The sequence below is a fragment of the Flagellimonas sp. L-11 genome, assembly GCF_056857735.1.
The window spans coordinates 1-21,253 of sequence record NZ_JBSXNR010000054.1 but is presented as its reverse complement, the minus strand read 5'-3'; the positions used below and the strand labels follow the sequence as shown (position 1 = coordinate 21,253).

The following is a 21,253-nucleotide window of genomic DNA, read 5'->3' as shown; positions in this document are numbered from 1 at the left end:
CATTAATCAAAAACCCCGATCCTAAAGGATCGGGGTTTTATTTTATTCTTACTTTTATTGTGACGATATTGGCTACCACCGAATGATTACACTGCCCCAAGTAAATCCACTGCCAAAAGCAGCAAGCACCACTAAATCACCTTGTTTGATTTTACCTGCTTCCCATGCCTCTGTTAAAGCAATCGGAATGGATGCGGCCGTGGTGTTTCCGTATTTCATGATGTTATTGAAGACTTGGTCGTCCTTCAACCCAAATTTCTTTTGGATGAATTGTGAAATCCGCAAGTTGGCCTGATGCGGAATCAGCATATCAATATCCTGAGGGCCCAGATTGTTTTTTTGTAAACCCTCCATAATCACTTCGCTAAAACGAACCACCGCATTTTTAAACACAAATTGCCCGTTCATATAAGGGTAATACGAAGTATCTTCAGGGTCTGCATCTGCAATAATATCGTTCACCCATCTTTTGCCCATTCCGGGCGCAATCAAGGAAAGTTCTTCGGCATGTTGCCCTTCGGAATGTAAATGGGTGGAAAGAATCCCTTTAGAAGCATCTTCTTCTTGGGTTAACACGGCAGCTCCTGCACCATCCCCAAAAATTACGGATACGCCCCTACCCCTTGTTGTCATGTCCAAACCATGGGAATGTAGTTCGGAACCGATAACTAGCACATTTTTGTACATGCCACTTTTTATGTATTGATCAGCAACGGAGATTCCGTAGACAAAACCAGAACATTGGTTTCGAACATCGAGTGCCCCTATAGTTCTTTTTAATCCCAAATCGCGTTGTACCAAAACCCCGGGGCCAGGAAAGTAATAATCGGGGCTTAATGTAGCAAAAACGATAAAATCAATATCGTCTTTATCAATACCTGCACGTTCAATTGCTTTTTTGGCCGCTTTTACCCCCATGGATGTGGTGGTATCGGTCCCTTTTACAACATGTCGCCTTTCCTTTATACCGGTCCGTTCTTGAATCCATTCGTCATTCGTGTCCATCACTTTGGACAAATCGTCGTTAGTGACCACATTTTCAGGGACGTAAAATCCCAATCCTGATATTCTTGAGTTATACATTATAAAGTGCTTAATATTGAATCTTTAAAAAGTCCTAGGCTAATTAATGGAAAAGTAAAAAATATATCCCAAGAACCGGATATTTATTAAGGAAATTAGTCCATATACCTTTCAAAATGGTTCACTTCTACCTTGGCTCTTAAATCGTGCAACAAATTATAAAGTCCAAAAAATGTGCGATTTATATACAAAAAGTGTTTAGAACCGCGATTTCCGTTCATTTTTCGAATTTGTTCATCTTTGGAGTAGCGCTCGCTGAGATTCGCAATCTTGGCCCAAAAAACTTTATCGCCAAAGTCAAATGTTTCCTTGTGAAAGGGTGAAGTGAAAATCGTGAGCATTTCCTTGAACAGGGCCGTAAAAAATTGCAGTTCTTCTTCGGAATCGGTGGGTGTCAGGATTTCCAATTCGTACAGTTTCTCCATGAAGATTTTATCGTTATTGATATTTTCTTCCTTGGCCAACTCAAAATAGGGCACGTAAAACTCTTCCGGTATTTCTTTGATGCACCCAAAGTCAATTGCAATCAATTTGCCCTCCGAACTCACCAAAAAGTTTCCCGGATGTGGGTCGGCATGTACCCTCCTTAATTTATGAATTTGGAACATGTAAAAATCCCAAAGCGCCTGCCCTAATTGGTTGCCCAAATCAGCATCGAAATCGGTTTGGGTAAATTCCCCCAAATGGATTCCCTCCATCCAATCCATGGTCAAGATGCGCTCACTGGATAGCTCTCGGTAGTATTTTGGAAACTGCATGTTCGGAATAACAGTGCAAGCGGTGGTAATTTCATCACTTTGCTCCAGTTCCAAAATATAGTTGGTCTCCTCCACTAATTTGTGCTCTACTTCCTTGAAGTATTTTTCGGAATCCTTGCCTTTTAAATTGAACATTTTTATGGCCACTGGCTTTACCAGGGCCAAATCACTGCTAATGCTTTCGGCAACTCCTGGATATTGAATCTTAACGGCCAGTTTTTTACCATCCTTTTCGGCACGATGCACCTGTCCAATGCTAGCTGCATTAACGGAGTCCTTTTCAAACTCATCAAAAACATCCTCTGGATACTTCCCCAAATACTTTTTGAAAGTTTTACGAACCAAGGGAGCGGACAATGGTGGCACGGAAAATTGGGACAGGGAGAATTTTTCCACATAGGCACGGGGAAGCAAGTTCTTTTCCATACTGAGCATTTGCGCCACCTTTAGGGCACTGCCCTTTAAACTCTTTAGGCCATCATAAATATCCTCCGCATTGTCTTGATTCAGTGTATCTCGGTTGGTCTGTGGGTCAACCAGTTTTTTGCCGTAGTATTTCACATAATTGCCGCCTATCTTAACGCCAGTTTTAACGAGTTTTCCAGCCCGTTCTATTTTTCCAGTGGGAATGGTATCCAAACTTTTCATGGGCCTTATACGAATTTTTCCTTGTAGAGGAATTTTCCAAAGTCCACTATTTTTTCCAATGGTGTACTTTCAAATATTTGAAAAATGGTGGTCACGGACTTTTCGATGGCGATATCTGTTTTTTCCAGGCCAGGGGAACCGTCTTCCATCCAGAATTTTAAAATGAACAAAAACTGCAACCAAGCACCTTCCGAGAACAACGGTGCATTATATTTAAGGATTTTGAGGTTTTTTTCCTCGTTTCGCTCTTCAATGAGCGTGGATGCAAAATCCTTGAACTTTTTCCGCACCCCCTTTAATTGGCCCAATCCTTCCAAGGAAAATTTATGCTCCTTCATTATAAATAGCACATAACTCCTGTTTAAGGTCAGGTTCTCAAAAAATGTGTAGAAAAAAGTAAGCATCTTCTCCTCATTTGTCATGGAAGCATATTGTTCGTTCTTCTGCATTACCCCATAACTATTCTCAAAGAATTTGTTCCAAATGGATTGCTGAAGCGATTCAAACGAGCCAAACAATCCATAAAACTCCTCTTCTTTTATTTTATGCTCCTTACAAAATTTGAATACCGAGCTGGGTACCCTTTCATGTTCCAGTACAGATTCCATAAACAGGCCTATAATTTTATCATCGGTAATCTTGGATTTACTAGTATTTGCCATTTTGGTATTTTTTTATGAGAGTTTAAAGGGTGGCGAGGTGGCACAATCAAACTTTTAAAGAAAATGCACTTTCGAGCGAAAGTGCATTTTCACAACCTAACCAATAAATAAACAAACTTGTTATAGTGTTACTAGTTCATAGCAATTTCATCCTATAACACTGTAAATATACATATTTTGTTTAATCTTTTTTAAATAAAAATAAACAAAGTTATGTTAAAATTCACCTGTTGACATTATGATAGTTAAATGTCAGTTTGTCATATTTAACGTTCTGGTATTTTTTTTGACTGGAAAAGGGGGTAAAGAAGAATAAAAAAACAAAACGATGGCTACAGGTAAAATCAATGTTTCAGTAGAGAACATTTTTCCCTTGATTAAAAAATTTCTGTATAGTGACCATGAGATTTTCTTGAGGGAGCTTATTTCCAATGCTACGGATGCAACCTTGAAACTAAAGCACCTTACTTCCATTGGGGAAGCGAAAGTGGAATATGGCAATCCCATGATCGAGGTTAAGATGGACAAGGACAACAAACGCATCCATATTATAGACCAAGGTATTGGTATGACCGAGGAGGAAGTGAAAAAGTACATTAACGAAGTGGCTTTTTCGGGTGCCGAGGAATTTTTGGGCAAATACAAGGATGCCGGTAAAGATGCCGGTATCATCGGGCATTTTGGTCTTGGTTTCTATTCTGCCTTTATGGTTGCAGAGAAAGTGGAAATCATCACAAAAAGCCATAAAGAAGAACCGGCAGTGCACTGGAGTTGCGACGGTTCTCCAGAATTTTCCATAGAACCGAGCGACAAAACGGAAAGGGGAACGGAAATTATCCTCCACATAGCTGAGGATTCCACCGAGTTTTTGGAAGATGCGAGAATCCGTGAACTTTTGACCAAGTACAACAAGTTCATGCCCATTCCAATCAAATTTGGAACAAAAACGGAAACCCTTCCTAAACCAGAAAGCACCAAGGAAGACGAACCTGCACCTACCAAAGAGGTGGACGACATCATCAACAACCCCGAGCCAGCTTGGACCAAGCAGCCTACGGATTTAAGCGAGGAAGACTACAAAAGCTTCTACAGGGAGTTGTACCCCATGCAATTCGAGGAACCCTTGTTCCATATTCACTTGAACGTGGATTATCCGTTCAACTTAACGGGCATCTTATATTTCCCAAAGTTGACCAACGACCTTAGTATACAAAAGGATAAAATCCAGTTGTACCAGAACCAAGTGTTCGTTACCGATAATGTAGAAGGCATTGTTCCCGAATTCTTGACGATGTTGAAAGGGGTTATTGATTCACCCGACATTCCTTTGAATGTATCCAGGTCCTATCTGCAAGCTGATGGTGCAGTGAAGAAAATTTCTTCCTACATCACCAGAAAAGTAGCGGATAAACTGACTTCGCTCTTTAAAAACAACCGCGAGGATTTTGAACAGAAGTGGAACGACATTAAAGTGGTCATCGAATACGGAATGCTTTCCGAAGATAAATTCTTTGACAAGGCGGACAAATTCGCACTTTACCCATCGGTTGATGGAGACTTCTACACGTTCGAAGAACTGGAAGCCAAAATCAAGGACAACCAGACCGATAAGGATGACAAATTGGTGGTGTTGTATGCTTCGGACAAAGAGGCACAACACAGCTACATTGAAGCCGCTAAGAAAAAAGGGTATGAAGTACTCTTATTGGATTCCCCCATTGTACCGCACTTGATGCAAAAATTGGAAACTTCCAAAGAAAACCTATCGTTTGTTCGAGTGGATGCCGACCATGTGGACAACCTCATCAAAAAAGAGGATACGGCCATTTCAAAACTATCCGAAGAAGAAAAAGACAGCCTAAAGGCTGATTTGGAAAAAGTAATTTCCGATAAGGGATACACTATTCAGATGGAGGCCATGGAGAGCAGTGCTTCTCCGTTCATAATTACCGAGCCCGAATTTATGCGCCGTATGAAGGAAATGCAACAAACCGGTGGCGGTGGTATGTTCGGTATGGGCAATATGCCGGATATGTACAACCTTATCGTAAACACCAATCACGAATTGGTCAGCGAGATCTTGAATACCAAGACCGCAAAGAAACGGGAAAGGTTGATCAACCAATCCTTGGATTTGGCCCGCCTGTCCAAAGGTTTGTTGAAAGGCGAAGAGCTTACCAATTTTATTGCGAGAAGCTACGATATGATCAAGTAAGGTCATTCAAAATAAATTTTAGGTAAAGGCAGTCCATTATGGTCTGCCTTTCTTATTTTTAGCCTTATGGAAACTCCTTGGCACCTTTACCTAATGGCCGGAATGTATATGGTTGCAGGTTTAATGCATTTTATAAAACCAAAAATGTACATGCGCATTATGCCGCTGTACCTGCCCAACCATAAACTTTTGGTATATATAAGTGGCATTGCTGAAATCCTGTTGGGCATTGGAATATGCTTTGAAGCTACCCGAAAACTGAGCGTATTTGGAATAATTTTGATGCTGGCAGCGTTTCTGTCCGTACATTTTTATATGCTTTCCAGTGAAAAAGCATCAGCAGGTATTCCCAAATGGATTTTGATTCTTCGAATTCCTCTTCAATTCTTTTTGATGTATTGGGCGTATTACTACGTCAATATCTAAAAGGCAGTTCGGTTCAAGTACTTTTTTAACCAAGTTACTTGGGCAAAAAACATAAGGCCCAAAAATAGAAAACTATACACCATTACTTTGGAAGAGGTGTAATTTTCCATCCACCCCCAACTATTTTTAAACCATGCTTCCATCTGAAGGTTCTTGAACCACCCTTGGCCATCATCAAGGCCAAACCGCATCCCTACTAAAACCAACATGGCAACAAAGGCAGCAAATACAAGCGACAAAACCCTGCCCGACAATATGGGCTTGTATTGAAAAACCTCGTTGTTCGTTTCAGCTTCTAATTTTTGCAGCACATTTTGGGTAAAATCCAAGGAAGGGGTTTCCAATGGAGCATCTTCCATGATCTTGTCCACAAAAGTTTCCAATTTTTTGGCCTCGTTCTTATCCATTGCTCTCCAATATTTCTTTGTTCATATTTTTTTCCATAATCCCGGCCAATTTTTTTCTTGCCCTGAACAACCTAACCTTCAATGTATTCACGGAAAGATTGGTTGTCTGCCCTATTTCCTGCAAATTCTTTTCCTCAAAATAAAACAAGGTAAGGATTCCTGCATCTTCCGCCGATAATTGTGATAGGCATTGACCAATTATTTCGCTTCTTTCCTGTCTGACCATTTTGTCCAGAGCAGTATCCATTTCCGAATGGGCAACTTGCTCGATATGGTCCAAATCGGTATGAACCCTCTTCCTTTTTATTTTTTTTAACCTGTCCAAACAGCTGTTGTAGGCGATTCTATAGACCCACGTTGAAACTTTGGAATCCCCTTTAAAGCTGGGCAGGGACTTATATACCTTAATAAATACATCTTGCGCAACCTCTTCTGCCTCCTCCCTGTTGCCCAACATTCTTACGGACAAAGTAAAGACCAAATCCTTATAACTGTCCACAAAATCGGAGAATGCCCGGGTATTTCCCTTGCGTATTTCCGAAATCAGTTCCTTTTCCTTGTTGGTCAGCATTGCTCATTGGACGCTAAAAGTGCAGTTTAGGTTACACAAAAAATAATATTTTTAAATTATGTAACCTAAGTTAGAAAACTGTCGTCATAGGTTATGAATAAAAAAATACGAATAATCATTAAAACGAACAGTTATGGGATCAGAAGTAATTATTTTACCAATAATTTTTGGAGTCATCTTTGCGATTGCCTACCTCTATTTTTCAACAAGAAACAAAGAACGATTGGCTTTAATAGAAAAAGGAGCGGATGCTAGCATTTTTGTCCGGGGAAAACGGGAAGGTGCAGCACCTTTCTGGAAAATCATCATCCTTAACCTTTCTCTACTACTTATCGGTATTGGAGCAGCCATTTTTGTAGCCTCCATTTTGGTATACAGTTTAGGGGTTGATGATGAAGTAGCCTACCCGGGCACTATCTTCTTATTGGCGGGTGTTGGACTCATGGTAGGTTTTAACATGACCAAGAAATTGGAAAAAGAGGATTAAAGAATTTAGTAGATTCCCGTTTTCACGGAATGACAGTTTCTATGGAAACCCCGATGCATGCATGTGCGGAATTCTTTTCGATTAAACCCCTTAACATCAAATTTAAATGAAGGACCACCGCCACAAGCGGTGGTTTTTTATAACTTGCCATCATGAAAGTTATCTCTACAAACCTCGGTGAACCCACAAAAATTATTTGGAACGGTAAAGAGACCACAACGGGTATTTACAAATTCCCAGTTAAAGAGCCGCTCTTTTTGGATACGGAAGATGTGCATGGCGATACCGTTGCAGACCGAAAGTACCATGGTGGTATTTATAAAGCCTGTTATTTGTTTTCTGCCGGCAACTATCCCTATTGGAAAGCAAAATATCCCCATTTGGAATGGGATTGGGGCATGTTCGGAGAAAATTTGACTCTTGACAGCTTGAATGAATCTCAAATACGGATAGGCAGTATTTATAAACTAGGCTCTGCACTGGTCCAGATAACACAACCAAGGGAGCCTTGCTATAAACTGGGCATTAGATTTAAGGACCAAAATATACTGAAGCAATTTATAGACCATGGCTTTCCCGGAACCTATGTTCGTGTTTTGCAACCGGGTACAGTACGTGTTGGTGATTCCATGCAACTGGTAGAAGCGTCCAAAAACCCTTTGACCGTTCAGGAATTCTATACGTTGATTTTTTCCAAAGCAAAAGACCAGGATGTTTTGGAACTGGCCATAAAAAATGAAGCCCTCCCGCCCAACAAAAGAGAAAAACTTAAAAAATGGGCATAAAAAAAGGGGGCTCTCGCCCCCAATGCACATAAAAATTAACTAAACAAACTATCTTACCTCCATAGTTTTCTTGTAGGTACCGAATTTGTCCACTACAACTATGGTATATTCATCTTTAAAGGCTTTTTCAAAGTTGAATGCTTTTTCAACAACGATGTCACCGTCGATAGCTTCATCAAAAACAAGTCTGCCTTCACTATCGTATACCTTTAAAAGCACCTTACCTTTAGAAATGTTCAAAAGGTTCATCATAATTTTTTGACCTTTCTTTACAAATACAGGATCAAGGTTTACTTTTACCAAATTCTTTTCAACCTCGTACTTGGCTACTACTTTTTTACCAAAATCGGTTGTGTTTCCGTTAGCCATTCCCAAAGAGGATATCAAAAGGACTGCTGCTACTGTTAAATTCTTTACTACTTTCATAACACTTCGTTTTTTTAAGATTACAGTACAAATGTACGCTGCATTGGTGCACTGAAATACCACCATCTTTTCCAGTTTATGTGCTATATTAACATGGTAAGCGTTTTAACATAGTATTAATGATAAAATAGCATAACTTTAAGTTAACATTGTAGATATTTGCACGGTAATTAGTTTTTTACCTTTATGGTATTAAAAGGAAAAATTGCGCTAAATGATCCAAAAACCTGCATTTGAAGCAATAGCCCCAAGTTTTGGCCACTCGTTCGCGTTTCAAAAATTCAACGCAAACAATGAGAACAAGAACAATGGTTGGCATTACCACCCAGAATTGGAGTTGGTTTATGTGAACGGGGGGTCTGGCAAAAGGCAAATAGGCAGTCACGTATCTTATTATAGGAACGGGGACCTTATCCTTATTGGTTCCAATTTACCGCATTGTGGCTTTACCGATAAGCTTACCGGCAACAAGAGTGAGACTTTAGTACAGATGAAGGTGGATTTTCTGGGAAGTGATTTTTTCAATATCCCTGAGATGAAAAATATTCAGAAATTGTTCGAGGTTGCCAAAGGGGGCATCGCCTTTTCTGGAAAGACCAAAATGAAAGTTGGGGAAAAAATGGAAATCCTGGAATACCAGACAGATTTCCAAAGGTTACTGTCCATCCTTAATATATTGAACATTTTGGCTACCTCTACCGAAATGAATGTTTTGAACGCTGAAGGATTTTCCATTGAGACCGAGGTAAAGGACAACGACCGTATCAATATTGTCTTCAATTATGTAAAGGCTAACTTTAAAGAGGACATTAGCTTGGAGCAAATTGCCGATATAGTGAGTATGACGGTACCTTCTTTTTGTAGATACTTTAAAAAAATCACCCACAAAACGTTTACCCAATTTGTTAACGAGTATAGATTGGTGCACGCCTCCAAACTGTTGGCGGAACAGCCCATGAGCATTACCCAAGTGTGTTATGATAGTGGTTTCAACAACTTCTCACACTTTAACAAGTCCTTCAAGGCATTTACCGGGCAAAACCCTTCGGAATATAGAAATCAATTGAAAACGGTATTGCAATCCTAAAGCTCTTACCCGAACACATCATTCAAGACCTTGGCCAACCGCAATCCTCCTTTTTGGAGCTGTTGGAACAATAGATCGTTATATTCGTAGGAATAACGGTATCCCAGCTTATCGCCCACTTCAACAGATTCGTATAGTACTGCGCAAATTTCGTGGGATTCATCGACCCAATCATAAATGGTTCCCTCTTGGATTTTTTTACGTTCCTTGCGATTTACCCCGTCCAATTCGGACGCCAGTTCCGTATAGGTCATCCCATAAGATTCGATCAGGTTTTTGTCCCATACCTTGTGTAAATTGCTTCCCTCGCCAAACCACTGTACTTGAATGTCGTTACCTCCTTTGTCCTCACCCCTGCTCGCGTGCATGGGCTGGTGCAGGTCCCCAATAAGGTGAACCAACATTTTTAAATGGAAAACACGATCTTCCCGCGTATTTTTCTTATCCTTTACCTTGGATATACATTCCTCGATTGCCGTAACAATATCACCATGTTTGCTTTTTTTCGAATCCTTATAACTCGTCCCCAATGGGTAGTTGACATAATGCCATGCCGAATATTTTGAATAGGCCCTGTCCGCTTTTATATCGTCTGCAAATGTGGAGACAAAAGCCAGACTATGCCCATCCAATAAATCGTTCAAAGCCCTTTTGGCCTTTCCTGTTAAATATTCTTGTGCAATTTGTCCGGTAACACGATGTCCGGTTTTCCCCCAAATAGTATTACCAAAAACTATAAAGGGAAATAAAAGCAATAGCAACAAGGTTCTTTTCATTTTTTAATGTCTTTTAGAATAGCGAAGGTGATTATTAAAACAAATCACGGCTAATTTTCAGAATGTTTTACCAAAGAACAATCTAATTCAGAATTTTGGGATTTTTTTAACTACCTATCCCGTAGTTTTGTTAAACCAACTAAACTAAACCAATGTTAAGAAAACTTTTTGTACTCGCTACAATCTTGCTCCCTATTGCCCTGTTTTCCCAATCCAGCCCTAAAACCTTTACGGTTAAGTTCATAAACGATATCATTAAAGTAGATGGTATCTTGGATGAAAGTGTCTGGGAAACCTCTGAAAGCGCCAACAATTTTCATCAATATTTTCCTTCGGACACCACGCTGGCAGGACAACAGACAGATATTAAGATGGTGTACAACAGCACTACACTTTATGTTGGCATTAGATTGGACACTGAAGGGGATGACTATGTGATTCCATCTTTAAAAAGGGATTACCGAGCAGGCGGCAATGACAATATCAGTTTAATGTTCGATACCTTTAACGATGGCACCAATGCTTTCCTTTTTGGTATGAACCCCTATGGTGTCCGGAGAGAAGCTTTGATCTCCAATGGCGGGTCCGGTCCAAGCGGTTTTACCACATCATGGGACGTAAAGTGGCAAGGAGAGGCAAAAGTATATGATGGATACTACATCTGCGAAATTGCAATTCCTTTAACATCTTTTAAGTTTAAGCAAGGAGAGACCAAGTGGCGTTTCAATAGCTATAGGTTTGATATGCAGACCAACGAAACCAGTACTTGGATAAAAATACCCCAAAATCAGCTCGTGTACAGCTTGGCGTTTATGGGCGATATGGTATTTGAAAAGCCTTTAGGAAAATCCAGAACCCCTATGGCCCTTATTCCTTATGTAAACGGTATTGTGGGAAAGGACTATGAAAACAATGAAGATCTGAGCAAGTTTGATTTTGGTGGGGATGCAAAAATTTCCATAGGCAACGGTATGAACTTGGACGTTACCCTAAACCCGGATTTTTCGAATGTAGAAGTAGACAATTTGATTACCAACGTTTCCCGTTTTGAGGTTTCGCTGCCCGAAAAACGCCAGTTCTTTATAGACAACAGCGACCTTTTTGGTTCTTTTGGAAACGAAAGGGATGCCAACCCCTTTTTCTCTCGAAGAATAGGGATTGCACAAAACGCAGACGATGAAACCATAGAAAATGGCATCGTGGGCGGGATAAGACTAAGTGGAAAGTTGAATAAAAATTGGCGGCTTGGTCTGTTAAACCTTCAAACCGAAGAAGATAAGGATAACGAAATCCCCAGCAACAACAATACGGTTTTTGCACTTCAGAAAAAAATGTTTTCCCGTTCCAACCTTAGTTTCATTTTTGTAAACCGTCAAAGTTTTGGGGATTACGATTTTCTTGAGCAAACCGACAGGTACAACCGAGTGGTTGGGATGGACTATAATCTGGCATCGGTAAACAATACTTGGACAGGCAAGTTTTTCTACCATAAATCCTTTGCCCACGATATAGGGGACCGTGATGCTTCGGGAGGTCTAGATCTGCGATATAACTCCAGATTCCTAAACTTTGGGGTTCGCGGAAATTTTGTGGGCAACGACTTCCGTTCAGATTTGGGATATGTACGCAGGCAAGATATTGTGGCTGCAAGACCTTTTGTAGAATTCAATTTTTGGCCACAAAAAGGAAAACTAAATTTTCATGGGTTCCGGTTCAGTCCCAATGTAATTTGGAGACCTACCCTAGATTACATGAACACAGATTATGCGATTTTTTCCAGTTGGCAAGCCAAATTTAAATCACAAGAAGAATTTGCTGTCAGGCTATTCAATCGTTATACATACCTTACCGAGACTTTTGATCCAACAGGTACGGACGGGGGCACCGAACTACCTGCCAATGTAGGATTTTATTATACCAGCTATGAAATGGGGTTTCAAAGCGACAGGAGACGGGTATTTTCGTATTCGGTACAACCAGGGTATGGAGACTTTTATAACGGTACGCGGTTTGTTTTGGAAGGAGACATGAGCCTTAGACTCCAACCAACAATGCTGTTTTCCTTGGGTCTAAACTATAACAGCATTAAACTACCGCAACCCTACGAGAGCGAGGACCTTTGGTTGGTGAGCCCCAAAATAGATATAACCTTCAACAAGTCTGTTTTTTGGTCCACACTGATCCAATATAGCAACCAACTGGACAATTTAGGGTTCAATTCGCGTTTACAGTGGCGCTTTGCTCCCCTGTCTGACCTATTTTTGGTGTACAACGACAATTATTTTGTCAATTCCTTTATTCCTCGAAGTCGTTCCATTAATTTAAAGTTTACGTATTGGTTAAACATCTAGCAAACATTAAATCCCAATAGTGTTTTGTTCATCGGTTTTGCTTTATATGCCATCAGAATAAGAAGGATGGAATCAGTAACATTTCAAAACCTTAAGTGGCTAAACCACCACCCCGACGATTTTCCTATATTTGGGCAATTAGCTTACAAATTCTATGGACCAACTACCTTTTACCCAAGACACCGTAATATTTGGACTGCTCTGCCTCTGTTTAGGTTTTGTTTTTTATACCTCATCCATTAAAATAGGGTTTTGGTCCAAATTTTATCGTGTGGTCCCTACGGTACTCATGTGCTACCTCTTACCTGCTATTTTGGCCAGTGTGGGTATTATAGACGAGTCATCGTCCAACACTTATTATGTGGCCAGTCGCTATCTTCTTCCCGCAGCCTTAATTTTGATGACATTAAGTATTGACCTAAAAGCCATTATGAATCTAGGTTCCAAAGCCTTGGTCATGTTTTTAACTGGAACCGTGGGCATAGTAATAGGTGGACCTATCGCCATTTTGATTGTTTCTATATTTTCTCCAGAAACAGTGGGGGGTGTTGGACCAGATGCTGTTTGGAGAGGGCTTGCCACCATCGCAGGAAGCTGGATCGGGGGAGGTGCCAACCAAGCTGCCATGCTCGAAGTGTTCAAATACAATCAAGAAAGTTACGGGGGCATGGTGCTTATAGACATTGTAGTCGCCAACCTATGGTTGGCCATCATCCTTTTGGGAGTGGGCAAAACGGACAAAATTGACCGTTGGCTCAAGGCCGACACCTCATCCATAGAAGCGCTCAAGGTAAAAGTATCTACCCACACTGAAAAAATTGCAAGGGTTACCACACTCAAGGATTTCATTATGTTGTTGTTCTTTGCATTTGTGGGAGTGGGTATTGCCCATTTAACTGGACATCATTTTGCCGGTTTTTTACAGCACAATTTTGAGGTCATCCGAAATCCACAAAAAATATTGTCCTCCCTTGGGTCCGAATTTCTTTGGATGGTTGTTTTTGCCACCGCTATCGGAATCGGTCTCTCTTTTACCAAGGCCAAAAATTATGAAGGTGCCGGGGCCAGTAAAATTGGCGGCATGTTCATTTATATTTTAGTGGCGACCATCGGAATGAAAATGGATTTGGGCAAAGTACTGGACAACCCTGGGCTTATTGCCATTGGACTAATTTGGATCACTATCCATGCCGGGCTGCTTATTTTGATGGCAAAAATTATAAAAGCACCTTTCTTTTTCTTGGCCGTGGGCAGTCAGGCCAATGTAGGAGGGGCTGCTTCTGCTCCCGTTGTTGCCGCTGAGTTCCACCCTTCCTTGACCTCTGTGGGCATTCTTTTGGCTGTTTTCGGCTATGTTGTGGGTACGGCAGGAGCCTATTTATGTGCTTTGTTGATGGAAGTCGCCTCAAATGTTTAAATATTTTCAGAAGATTATGCATATTTGCCGAGCTAAAATTATATGATGAAGCGGATTTTGTTTGTATTGCTTGTTGGAATTACCGTACTGTCCTGTGAACGGCCTACGGAAAACACCATGACCGTTAGTGGAAACATTAAAGGACTTAAAAAGGGAACCCTTTATTTACAACAATTCAAGGATTCCACCTTGGCTGTTTTGGATTCTTTGGAAATAAAAGGAGACGGGGCATTTAGTTTTTCGACCGAGGTGGCCGAACCAGAGATATTTTATCTCTACCTAAAGAAGGAAGACAATAATGACATCAACGATAGAATTACCTTTTTTGGAGAGTCGGGGAACATAGTAATCAATACCGCTTGGAACACTTTTGATACCAATGTCGAAATTTCTGGATCTAAATCCCATGAAAAGCTCTTGGAGTTTTACGAAATGGCTTCAAAATTCAACATCAAAGAACTTACACTGGCACAGCAAGCCTCTACCCCCGAATTACAGGAAGATTCCGTTGCTTTGGACTCCATTCAACGATTAATGAACCAAAACATGATCAGAAGATACCGATATGCCCTAAATTTTGGACTCAACAATGGAGATTCTTATGCCACTCCCTATATTATGATGACAGAGGCCAGCGAGGCAAATCCAAAGTATTTGGACTCCATCTACAAAGGATTGACCCCAGAGGTGGCTGCATCCAAATACGGAAAGAAATTCAAAGAATTTTTGGATAAAAAGAATTAAGCTTCAAGGCTATTGAGCTGTTCGACCAATTTAGTGGCCTTTTCCTCCAATTCATTTCGTATGGACTTAAAGTGGGCTTTAGTGTCCTCTATCTTTTTTTGATTGATTTTATCCATGAGATTGTCGTACACCTCAATGGCTTCGTCTATGATTACGGTTCCTTCTTCAGATTCTTTGTTACCTGAACCGGCTTCCCATATATAAACAGCCTCAATAATGTCTCCCAAGACATAATTGACATCTTTTTTTAAATCACGAATACTTGGCATAATGCAGCAGTTTTGTTTAAAGATAGTATTAAATGGTAACTTCTAAAAGTTTAGCTCCTTGGGTATCAATATCTACATAATTACTTGATGCAGCAACAAGAACAGTTTCCCCCTTTTTAATGGATGCGCTTCCCCAATCGTTGTTAATGGTTGCTTCTCCACCAACGCACATATAAATTGTAAAAGAATCCCTATCCGTTACATTTTGTTTTAAAGGTTGGGCCAACTCCATAAAATTCGTTTTAAAGTATGGGCAATCCACCATAGGGTTGACAGCATCTGGCAGTTTCGGATAATCTATCTTAAAATCATCCTTTTTTTCATAGTCGATGGCATCAACGGCCAAGCAAGTGTGTAATTCTCTTAGGTTTCCATCCTTATCCTTTCTGTTGAAATCGAAAACTCTATAGGTAATATCGGAAGTTTGCTGAATCTCTGCCAAGAGTACACCAGCCCCAATCGCATGGATTTTTCCCGTATTGATAAAGAATGTATCCCCTTCCCCTACTTCTTCATAGTTCATCAAATCGGTTAAAGTGCCCTCTTCAATACGTTTAATGTACTCTTGTTTTTCTACATCTTTATTGAAACCCACAATCAGTTTAGCGCCAGGGTCGGCATCCATAATGTACCACATCTCCGTTTTTCCAAAGGAATTGTGTCGTTCTTTGGCCAACTCGTCGTTGGGGTGCAATTGTATGGAAAGGTCTTGCTTGGCATCAATAAATTTGATGAGTATGGGAAATTCGTTCCCAAAACGTTCCATAACACTCTTTCCCAAAAGTGCTTCTCCTTGTTCATTCATCAAATGTTGAAGCGAAGTTCCCGCCAAGTCCCCATTGGATACTTCAGAAATATCTCCATGGACTCCGGAGAGTTCCCAACTTTCGCCAGTAATATCGCTTTCAATGGATTTGTTTAAAACATCTTTTAATTTGGTGCCTCCCCAAAGTCTTTCCTTAAGTATCGGTTTAAATTTTAATGGATATAGGCTCATCTTATCCTGTATAGGTTACAAAATTTCGAGGGGTTTCATAGAGTACTACCTCCAACTCCTTATCTTTACTTATATGGGGCCTTAATTTATTCCATATAACTACCGCTATGTTTTCGGCCGTAGGGTTTAAATTCTCGAATTCTGGAACATCCAGGTTCAGGTTTTTATGGTCCAGAGCTTCCTCCACATGTTCCTTGATCAATTCCTTGAGGATTTTTAAATCCATAACAAAGCCGGTTTCCCGATCAATTTCCCCTGTAACACTGACTATAAGGTCGTAATTGTGTCCGTGAAACTTTGGATTGTTGCATTTTCCAAAAACCGCATTGTTTTTTTCGTTATCCCAATCTGGTCTGTACAATCTATGCGCGGCATTAAAACTGGCCTTTCTACTTGCTTTTACTTTCATTGTGCCTGGGTGTTTTGCATAAGATGGTCGTAGAAACGTTCAAAAATAATTTTGAACCATGCGGTGTACTCTTCAGGGTTTTCTGCCATATCCCTTTTAATATCTTTTGGATGCATCCATTTCCAATCGGCAACTTCATCTGGATTGATATTGGGCTCGTTTTCAAAATATCCCACCATCACATGGTCGAACTCGTGTTCGGTAAGGCCATTGTCAAAAGGGGCCTTGTACACAAAATTGAAAAGTTCCTTGAGTTCGGTGGTAAAGCCCATTTCTTCCATGAGCCTGCGCTTGCCGGCATCAATATTGCTTTCTCCTTCCCGTTGATGGCTACAGCATGTATTGGTCCACAACAATGGGGAATGATATTTATCCTTGGCCCTTTGCTGGAGCATGGTCTCTCCCTTGGCATTCATCACAAAAACCGAGAATGCCCGGTGAAGCAATGCCTTTTCATGGGCTTCCATTTTGGGCATTAAACCTATGGGTTCGTCCTTTTCATTTACAAGTATCACATTTTCCTCTCTCATTTGGTAAAAATATGACCTTTGCGATAAAATAACGGGAATAGGTATTTAAATTCTTCCTAAAAGAAACGTGGGGATTTCATGTTTCCGATATTTCTGATAAAATCATACCTTAAAATGATTTCAAAGGAACCATCGTTAAAGGTGGCCGCTCCAAGTTCCGATATCTCACGGTCATAAGCGAGACCGATCATAAATTGATCGGACAACATAAAGCCCATAAGTCCACTAAACGCGGCATCCCAGCGGTAGGCCACTCCACCAATAAATTTTTCGTTCAACATAAAGTTGGCGGAGAGATCCACTTGTAATGGTGCCCCTTGTACCGTTTTGGTCAAAAGTGTGGGCTTAAACTTTAATGATGGGTTCAGATCCCAAACATATCCTGTAATCAGGTAAAGGTTCATCTGTTCCTTGGCCGTAGAAGCCGAGGATGAGTCAAAATGGGTGGTCTCCAACATTCTTGGAGCCGAAATACCTGCATAAAATTTATCGGTATGGTAGTATACACCAGCCCCAATGTTCGGTGAAAATTTATTCTGAATATCTTGTTGCGATTGTAGTTGTGGGTCCACCTCAAACTCATCGAGTTCGGAATAGCGTATGTCCAACATGTGGGCACTTCCCTTAAGACCAAAACTCAATTTACCTTCATCTGAAGTTTTTATGGTATAGGAGAAATCCACATCAAAATAGGTCTCGGAGGTAGGTCCGATCTTGTCGTTTACAATAGATAATCCCAAACCAACACCGCGATAGCCAACCGGTGTGTGAACATTTAATGTTTGGGTCTCTGGTGCCCCATCGAGCCCCAACCATTGGTTACGGTACAGGCCTGCAATGCTCAAGTGACCCCGTGAACCTGCATAGGCCGGGTTAACACTTACCGTGTTGTACATATATTGGGTGTACTGTGCATCTTGTTGTGCATGCATGCTCGCCACACCAAATAGAAACAGCACAAACAACCATTGCATTTTTCTCTTAAACATCTTTTTCCCCACAGTAACCATTCTTTATCTGTTTATGTATAGATAACCTGAAATTTGTTTCATGTTTCCATTTTGACCCTCATAATCTATTACGTAGAAATAGGTGCCAACTGGTAATTTGTTATCCTTATCCACAGTAACCCTTCCTTGGGAAGTACCATCAAACACATTACCGCTGGTATTATAGGACTTGGTCTGGAAAACCATTACCCCCCATCTATTGTAAATTCGCACGGTGTTGTTCGGGTAGTTTTCTATATATTTTATGGTAAACACATCATGTACCGTATCACCATTTGGTGTAATTACATTGATTGGGTCGGGTTCTTCTTCTGTATCGGTCAACTCACCCAAGTCTTGATCTAGGTAATTTGGAATACCATTTTCGTTGGAATCATCGTTGGCATAGTTTCCATCCATATCCAAATCTTCATCTATGGTTTCGATGCCGTCATCGTCATCATCGGAATCCCTAAAATCCGGGGTACCGTCAGAATCGTTATCTGGCAAGGTTGTACTTGGGTCATCCATTTCATCGTTAACATCAATGTCGATTACTGTTTCCCCTTCGTAACCATCGTCCAAACCGTCGTTATCCTTATCGGAACCGATTAACTCCACATCTGCAATACCTTCATGGTCATGGTCGTGCCCTTCAATGACATCCGGTACATTGTCGTTGTCGCTATCCTCGTCAACATAATCTGGAATACCATCATTATCGGAATCAAGAGGAATCAATCCCACATTTCCATCATTTTCGAACGCATCGTCCAAACCGTTACCGTTTTCATCCGCTAAACTTGGGGCAATGTAGCCAAAGACAGGTTGTGCCTCAATGTTATCTGGAATACCATCATTATCGCTATCAATGTCCAAATAATCGGGTATACCATCGCCATCGGTGTCCGTTGGACTTGTAGACGGGTCATTATCGTTATCTGCGTTCAAATCCTCAAAACTGTCCACAATACCATCATTGTCACTATCCAAATCAATTCCTGAAGGATTAACGATTACCGTAATCGTTGCGGTACTACAATTTCCATTTGCGTCACATACTGTATATTCGAAAGAATCCGTACCTGTAAATCCAGAATCAGGCAAGTAGGCAATATTATCATCAGAGGGGTCACCAGCCGTACCATTATCATTTAAAACAACGGTTCCGTTGGATGGGTCCGTAGCTGTGATAGAACCCATAGTAGGTATATCGTTATCATTGGTTCGCCAAGAAACAACCGCTTCCACACCTATATCGGTAGATAACGAATCGTCGTTGGCATCCACAATGGGAAGTACATCTACAGTAACCGTTGCAGTGCTACAATCCCCAAAAGCATTACAAATGGTATAATCAAAACCATCATTGCCATTAAAATCTAGGTTAGGCATGTAGGTCACCAGATCATCTGATGGGTCATTGGGGGTTCCATTGTCATCAATGTTCACTGTTCCGTTTGATGGATTAGCAATCGTCAAAGTGCCTTCAGTCGGTATATCGAAATCATTACCTAACATAGGTATGGCAACCGATTCGTCTTCATTAACAGCAATCATGTCATTCATCAAGTTTGCTGCTTGACTCATGCATACCACCGTAAAACGTGGTAGTTCTGTACTATTACCCATTTTTGTAATAGTGGCCACATACCTCATTACAGTTTGGGTACTTGTAACGGTAGGTCTGGTTTGATCCCCACTTAGCGCTGGACTCCAGCTTACGGTAGCTCCCGAAGGAACACTAGCTGAAATATCCAAGACCACCTCATTGTTGGGTGCTTCGCAATCGGTCAATATAAAATAACCCGTAGCATTGGACCCGCAGAGTGTACCATCATAAGTGGCAAAATAGACACCTGGTTGGGTAGATTCATAAAATGAATTGGTTCCCAAAACAGTTCCAGTATCCGATGCCTCAAACCATTGATAGTTATATTCATCGCCAGTGTCGGGTGCTTGTAGCAAGAATTGTGCATTTGCAAAGTTCATTCCCATAAAGAAAATGAACAGTCCAATGAGTAAAGACTTATATGAGGTGTTTGATTTCAAATTCTATCCGTCTTTAGTCCTTATTATTTTACTACAAAAACCACGTTGATCAATACATTGTAGTCGGCAGGTTGTGCCTGAACGGTATAATTCAAATTACCATTTGCATCGATTGTCATACTTCCTGTGTCGAACACCGTAGGGTCTGCATAGGTTACGTAGTAATACAAATCGGTACGACTATAAGTTGGAATTGCAGCAGGTGCCCCTATACTTCCGACTGTTGGCGAACCATACTGGTTGATATATTCTTGGTAAAGGTCAAGACTAAAAGTGCCATTGGTTGAAGCATCAATAGCAATAGAAGGCGGGTAAAATATTCTTGCTGCTTTGGATGTAATTGGCGCTATATCCTGAATTACGTCCTCTACCGTAGCTTCCGTATTTCCATCACCGTCTACATCTACCGGAGTATCTGAGTCCACTTCTGATGCTTTTTGATCATCTGTTGAAGGGTCGCCATTACAAACATATTCTGTGTAATCAACCTCACTAACATCTAATGTACCATTATTATTATCGTCAATTCCAGTTTCGACTTTTACTCCTCCAGCTGTACAGTTAAGCCCTGCGGGTTCCGCAGTTGTAACTACTAAATTAGCAAGTCCATCAGGACCTTGTTCGCCAATTGGACCTTGCTCTCCTATTGGCCCCTGTGGACCTTGTTCACCAGTTGGACCTTGCAATCCTACTGGACCTTGCGGGCCTTGTTCGCCAATGGGACCCTGCTCTCCCATCGGGCCTTGTGGTCCCTGTATGCCGGGATCGCCCTGTGGGCCTTTGTCCCCGGTCTCTCCCTTATCGCCTGTTTCTCCTTTATCTCCAACAGGACCTTGTTCACCAATCGGACCTTGCGGACCTTGCTCTCCGACCGGACCCTGTTCTCCTTGTATTCCTTGGGGACCTTGTTCTCCGACCGGACCTTGTTCACCTATCGGACCTTGCGGACCCTGTATACCAGGGTCGCCCTGTGGGCCCTTGTCACCGGTCTCTCCCTTATCGCCTGTTTCTCCTTTATCTCCAACAGGACCTTGTTCGCCTTGGATTCCTTGGGGGCCTTGTTCACCAATCGGGCCTTGTGGACCCTGTATGCCGGGATCGCCCTGTGGGCCTTTGTCCCCGGTCTCTCCCTTATCGCCTGTTTCTCCTTTGTCTCCAACAGGA

At 41.2% G+C, this 21,253-nt stretch carries 22 protein-coding genes; 8 read left to right on the top strand and 14 right to left on the bottom strand.

The annotated features are described in order from the left end of the window. Window positions 1-72 precede the first annotated feature (72 nt). The 3 genes from AC13CC_RS08540 to AC13CC_RS08530 form a co-directional block, all read right to left on the bottom strand. Window positions 73-1,083 (bottom strand): 3-oxoacyl-ACP synthase III family protein, encoded by a 1,011-nt coding sequence (locus AC13CC_RS08540; RefSeq protein ID WP_326278872.1) that lies wholly within the window; start codon window positions 1,081-1,083, stop codon window positions 73-75. A 95-nt stretch (window positions 1,084-1,178) separates the two neighbouring features. Further along, window positions 1,179-2,489, bottom strand: a complete 1,311-nt coding sequence (locus AC13CC_RS08535; RefSeq protein WP_482875694.1) for an ABC1 kinase family protein — start codon at window positions 2,487-2,489, stop codon at window positions 1,179-1,181. A gap of 5 nt (window positions 2,490-2,494) precedes the next feature. After that, entirely contained in the window at window positions 2,495-3,151 is a 657-nt protein-coding gene (locus AC13CC_RS08530) for a TetR family transcriptional regulator C-terminal domain-containing protein (protein ID WP_482875693.1), read from the bottom strand. Between the two features lie 328 nt (window positions 3,152-3,479). Here AC13CC_RS08530 and htpG point away from each other — a divergent pair, with 328 nt between their 5' ends. Together htpG and AC13CC_RS08520 are read left to right on the top strand one after the other, a co-directional pair. Continuing rightward, entirely contained in the window at window positions 3,480-5,366 is a 1,887-nt protein-coding gene (htpG, locus tag AC13CC_RS08525) for a molecular chaperone HtpG (RefSeq protein ID WP_482875692.1), read from the top strand. A gap of 66 nt (window positions 5,367-5,432) precedes the next feature. Beyond that, window positions 5,433-5,792 (top strand): DoxX family protein, encoded by a 360-nt coding sequence (locus AC13CC_RS08520; protein ID WP_482875691.1) that lies wholly within the window; start codon window positions 5,433-5,435, stop codon window positions 5,790-5,792. Here AC13CC_RS08520 and AC13CC_RS08515 read toward each other — a convergent pair. Both AC13CC_RS08515 and AC13CC_RS08510 read right to left on the bottom strand, forming a co-directional pair. Continuing rightward, entirely contained in the window at window positions 5,789-6,199 is a 411-nt protein-coding gene (locus AC13CC_RS08515; protein ID WP_482875690.1) for a hypothetical protein, read from the bottom strand. The two genes, AC13CC_RS08520 and AC13CC_RS08515, sit on opposite strands and share 4 nt — an antisense overlap. Further along, window positions 6,192-6,770, bottom strand: coding sequence for an RNA polymerase sigma factor (locus AC13CC_RS08510; RefSeq protein WP_482875689.1), 579 nt, complete (start codon window positions 6,768-6,770; stop codon window positions 6,192-6,194). Before AC13CC_RS08510 ends, AC13CC_RS08515 begins: the two co-directional genes overlap by 8 nt. Before the next feature lie 133 nt (window positions 6,771-6,903). On the opposite strand from AC13CC_RS08510, the gene AC13CC_RS08505 reads away from it, so the two are divergent. Continuing rightward, window positions 6,904-7,257 (top strand): DUF6249 domain-containing protein, encoded by a 354-nt coding sequence (locus tag AC13CC_RS08505; RefSeq protein ID WP_014033507.1) that lies wholly within the window; start codon window positions 6,904-6,906, stop codon window positions 7,255-7,257. Window positions 7,258-7,409: 152 nt separating this feature from the next. Continuing rightward, window positions 7,410-8,042 (top strand): MOSC domain-containing protein, encoded by a 633-nt coding sequence (locus AC13CC_RS08500; protein ID WP_482875688.1) that lies wholly within the window; start codon window positions 7,410-7,412, stop codon window positions 8,040-8,042. Window positions 8,043-8,090: 48 nt separating this feature from the next. Here the strand turns inward: AC13CC_RS08500 and AC13CC_RS08495 are convergent, their stop codons facing one another. Then, complete coding sequence (locus tag AC13CC_RS08495) at window positions 8,091-8,468, bottom strand: hypothetical protein (RefSeq protein WP_326278864.1); 378 nt, start codon at window positions 8,466-8,468, stop codon at window positions 8,091-8,093. A 214-nt stretch (window positions 8,469-8,682) separates the two neighbouring features. Here AC13CC_RS08495 and AC13CC_RS08490 point away from each other — a divergent pair, with 214 nt between their 5' ends. Continuing rightward, window positions 8,683-9,555: an AraC family transcriptional regulator gene (locus AC13CC_RS08490; protein ID WP_014033504.1), complete on the top strand. Its 873-nt coding sequence runs from the start codon at window positions 8,683-8,685 to the stop codon at window positions 9,553-9,555. Between the two features lie 5 nt (window positions 9,556-9,560). Here the strand turns inward: AC13CC_RS08490 and AC13CC_RS08485 are convergent, their stop codons facing one another. Continuing rightward, window positions 9,561-10,331, bottom strand: coding sequence for a S1/P1 nuclease (locus tag AC13CC_RS08485; protein WP_326278863.1), 771 nt, complete (start codon window positions 10,329-10,331; stop codon window positions 9,561-9,563). A 152-nt stretch (window positions 10,332-10,483) separates the two neighbouring features. On the opposite strand from AC13CC_RS08485, the gene AC13CC_RS08480 reads away from it, so the two are divergent. From AC13CC_RS08480 to AC13CC_RS08470, 3 genes are all read left to right on the top strand, one after another. Beyond that, window positions 10,484-12,682: a DUF5916 domain-containing protein gene (locus AC13CC_RS08480; RefSeq protein ID WP_482875686.1), complete on the top strand. Its 2,199-nt coding sequence runs from the start codon at window positions 10,484-10,486 to the stop codon at window positions 12,680-12,682. A gap of 154 nt (window positions 12,683-12,836) precedes the next feature. Then, window positions 12,837-14,099: a DUF819 family protein gene (locus AC13CC_RS08475; RefSeq protein WP_482875685.1), complete on the top strand. Its 1,263-nt coding sequence runs from the start codon at window positions 12,837-12,839 to the stop codon at window positions 14,097-14,099. Between the two features lie 42 nt (window positions 14,100-14,141). Then, window positions 14,142-14,843 (top strand): DUF4369 domain-containing protein, encoded by a 702-nt coding sequence (locus AC13CC_RS08470; RefSeq protein ID WP_482875684.1) that lies wholly within the window; start codon window positions 14,142-14,144, stop codon window positions 14,841-14,843. On the opposite strand, the gene AC13CC_RS08465 is transcribed toward AC13CC_RS08470, so the two are convergent. The 7 genes from AC13CC_RS08465 to AC13CC_RS08435 form a co-directional block, all read right to left on the bottom strand. Further along, the gene (locus AC13CC_RS08465; RefSeq protein WP_293169292.1) at window positions 14,840-15,112 is read right to left on the bottom strand and encodes a hypothetical protein; all 273 of its coding nucleotides are present in this window, start codon (window positions 15,110-15,112) and stop codon (window positions 14,840-14,842) included. The two genes, AC13CC_RS08470 and AC13CC_RS08465, sit on opposite strands and share 4 nt — an antisense overlap. A 28-nt stretch (window positions 15,113-15,140) precedes the next feature. Further along, window positions 15,141-16,109 (bottom strand): type I phosphomannose isomerase catalytic subunit, encoded by a 969-nt coding sequence (locus tag AC13CC_RS08460; RefSeq protein WP_482875683.1) that lies wholly within the window; start codon window positions 16,107-16,109, stop codon window positions 15,141-15,143. Between the two features lies 1 nt (window position 16,110). Then, complete coding sequence (locus tag AC13CC_RS08455; RefSeq protein ID WP_482875682.1) at window positions 16,111-16,518, bottom strand: 6-pyruvoyl trahydropterin synthase family protein; 408 nt, start codon at window positions 16,516-16,518, stop codon at window positions 16,111-16,113. Next, window positions 16,515-17,048 carry an isopentenyl-diphosphate Delta-isomerase gene (idi, locus tag AC13CC_RS08450; protein ID WP_326278856.1) on the bottom strand — a complete coding sequence of 178 codons (534 nt, stop codon included), beginning with the start codon at window positions 17,046-17,048 and terminating at the stop codon, window positions 16,515-16,517. The genes AC13CC_RS08455 and idi overlap by 4 nt, the downstream gene beginning before the upstream one ends. A 56-nt stretch (window positions 17,049-17,104) precedes the next feature. After that, the gene (locus AC13CC_RS08445; RefSeq protein WP_482875681.1) at window positions 17,105-18,037 is read right to left on the bottom strand and encodes a PorP/SprF family type IX secretion system membrane protein; all 933 of its coding nucleotides are present in this window, start codon (window positions 18,035-18,037) and stop codon (window positions 17,105-17,107) included. Between the two features lie 24 nt (window positions 18,038-18,061). After that, a complete protein-coding gene (locus AC13CC_RS08440; RefSeq protein WP_482875705.1) occupies window positions 18,062-20,035 on the bottom strand; it encodes a T9SS type B sorting domain-containing protein in 1,974 nt (657 codons plus the stop codon). Between the two features lie 77 nt (window positions 20,036-20,112). Beyond that, window positions 20,113-21,253 (bottom strand): DUF7151 family protein (locus tag AC13CC_RS08435; RefSeq protein ID WP_482878259.1); only part of this gene is annotated, 1,141 nt, incomplete at its 5' end.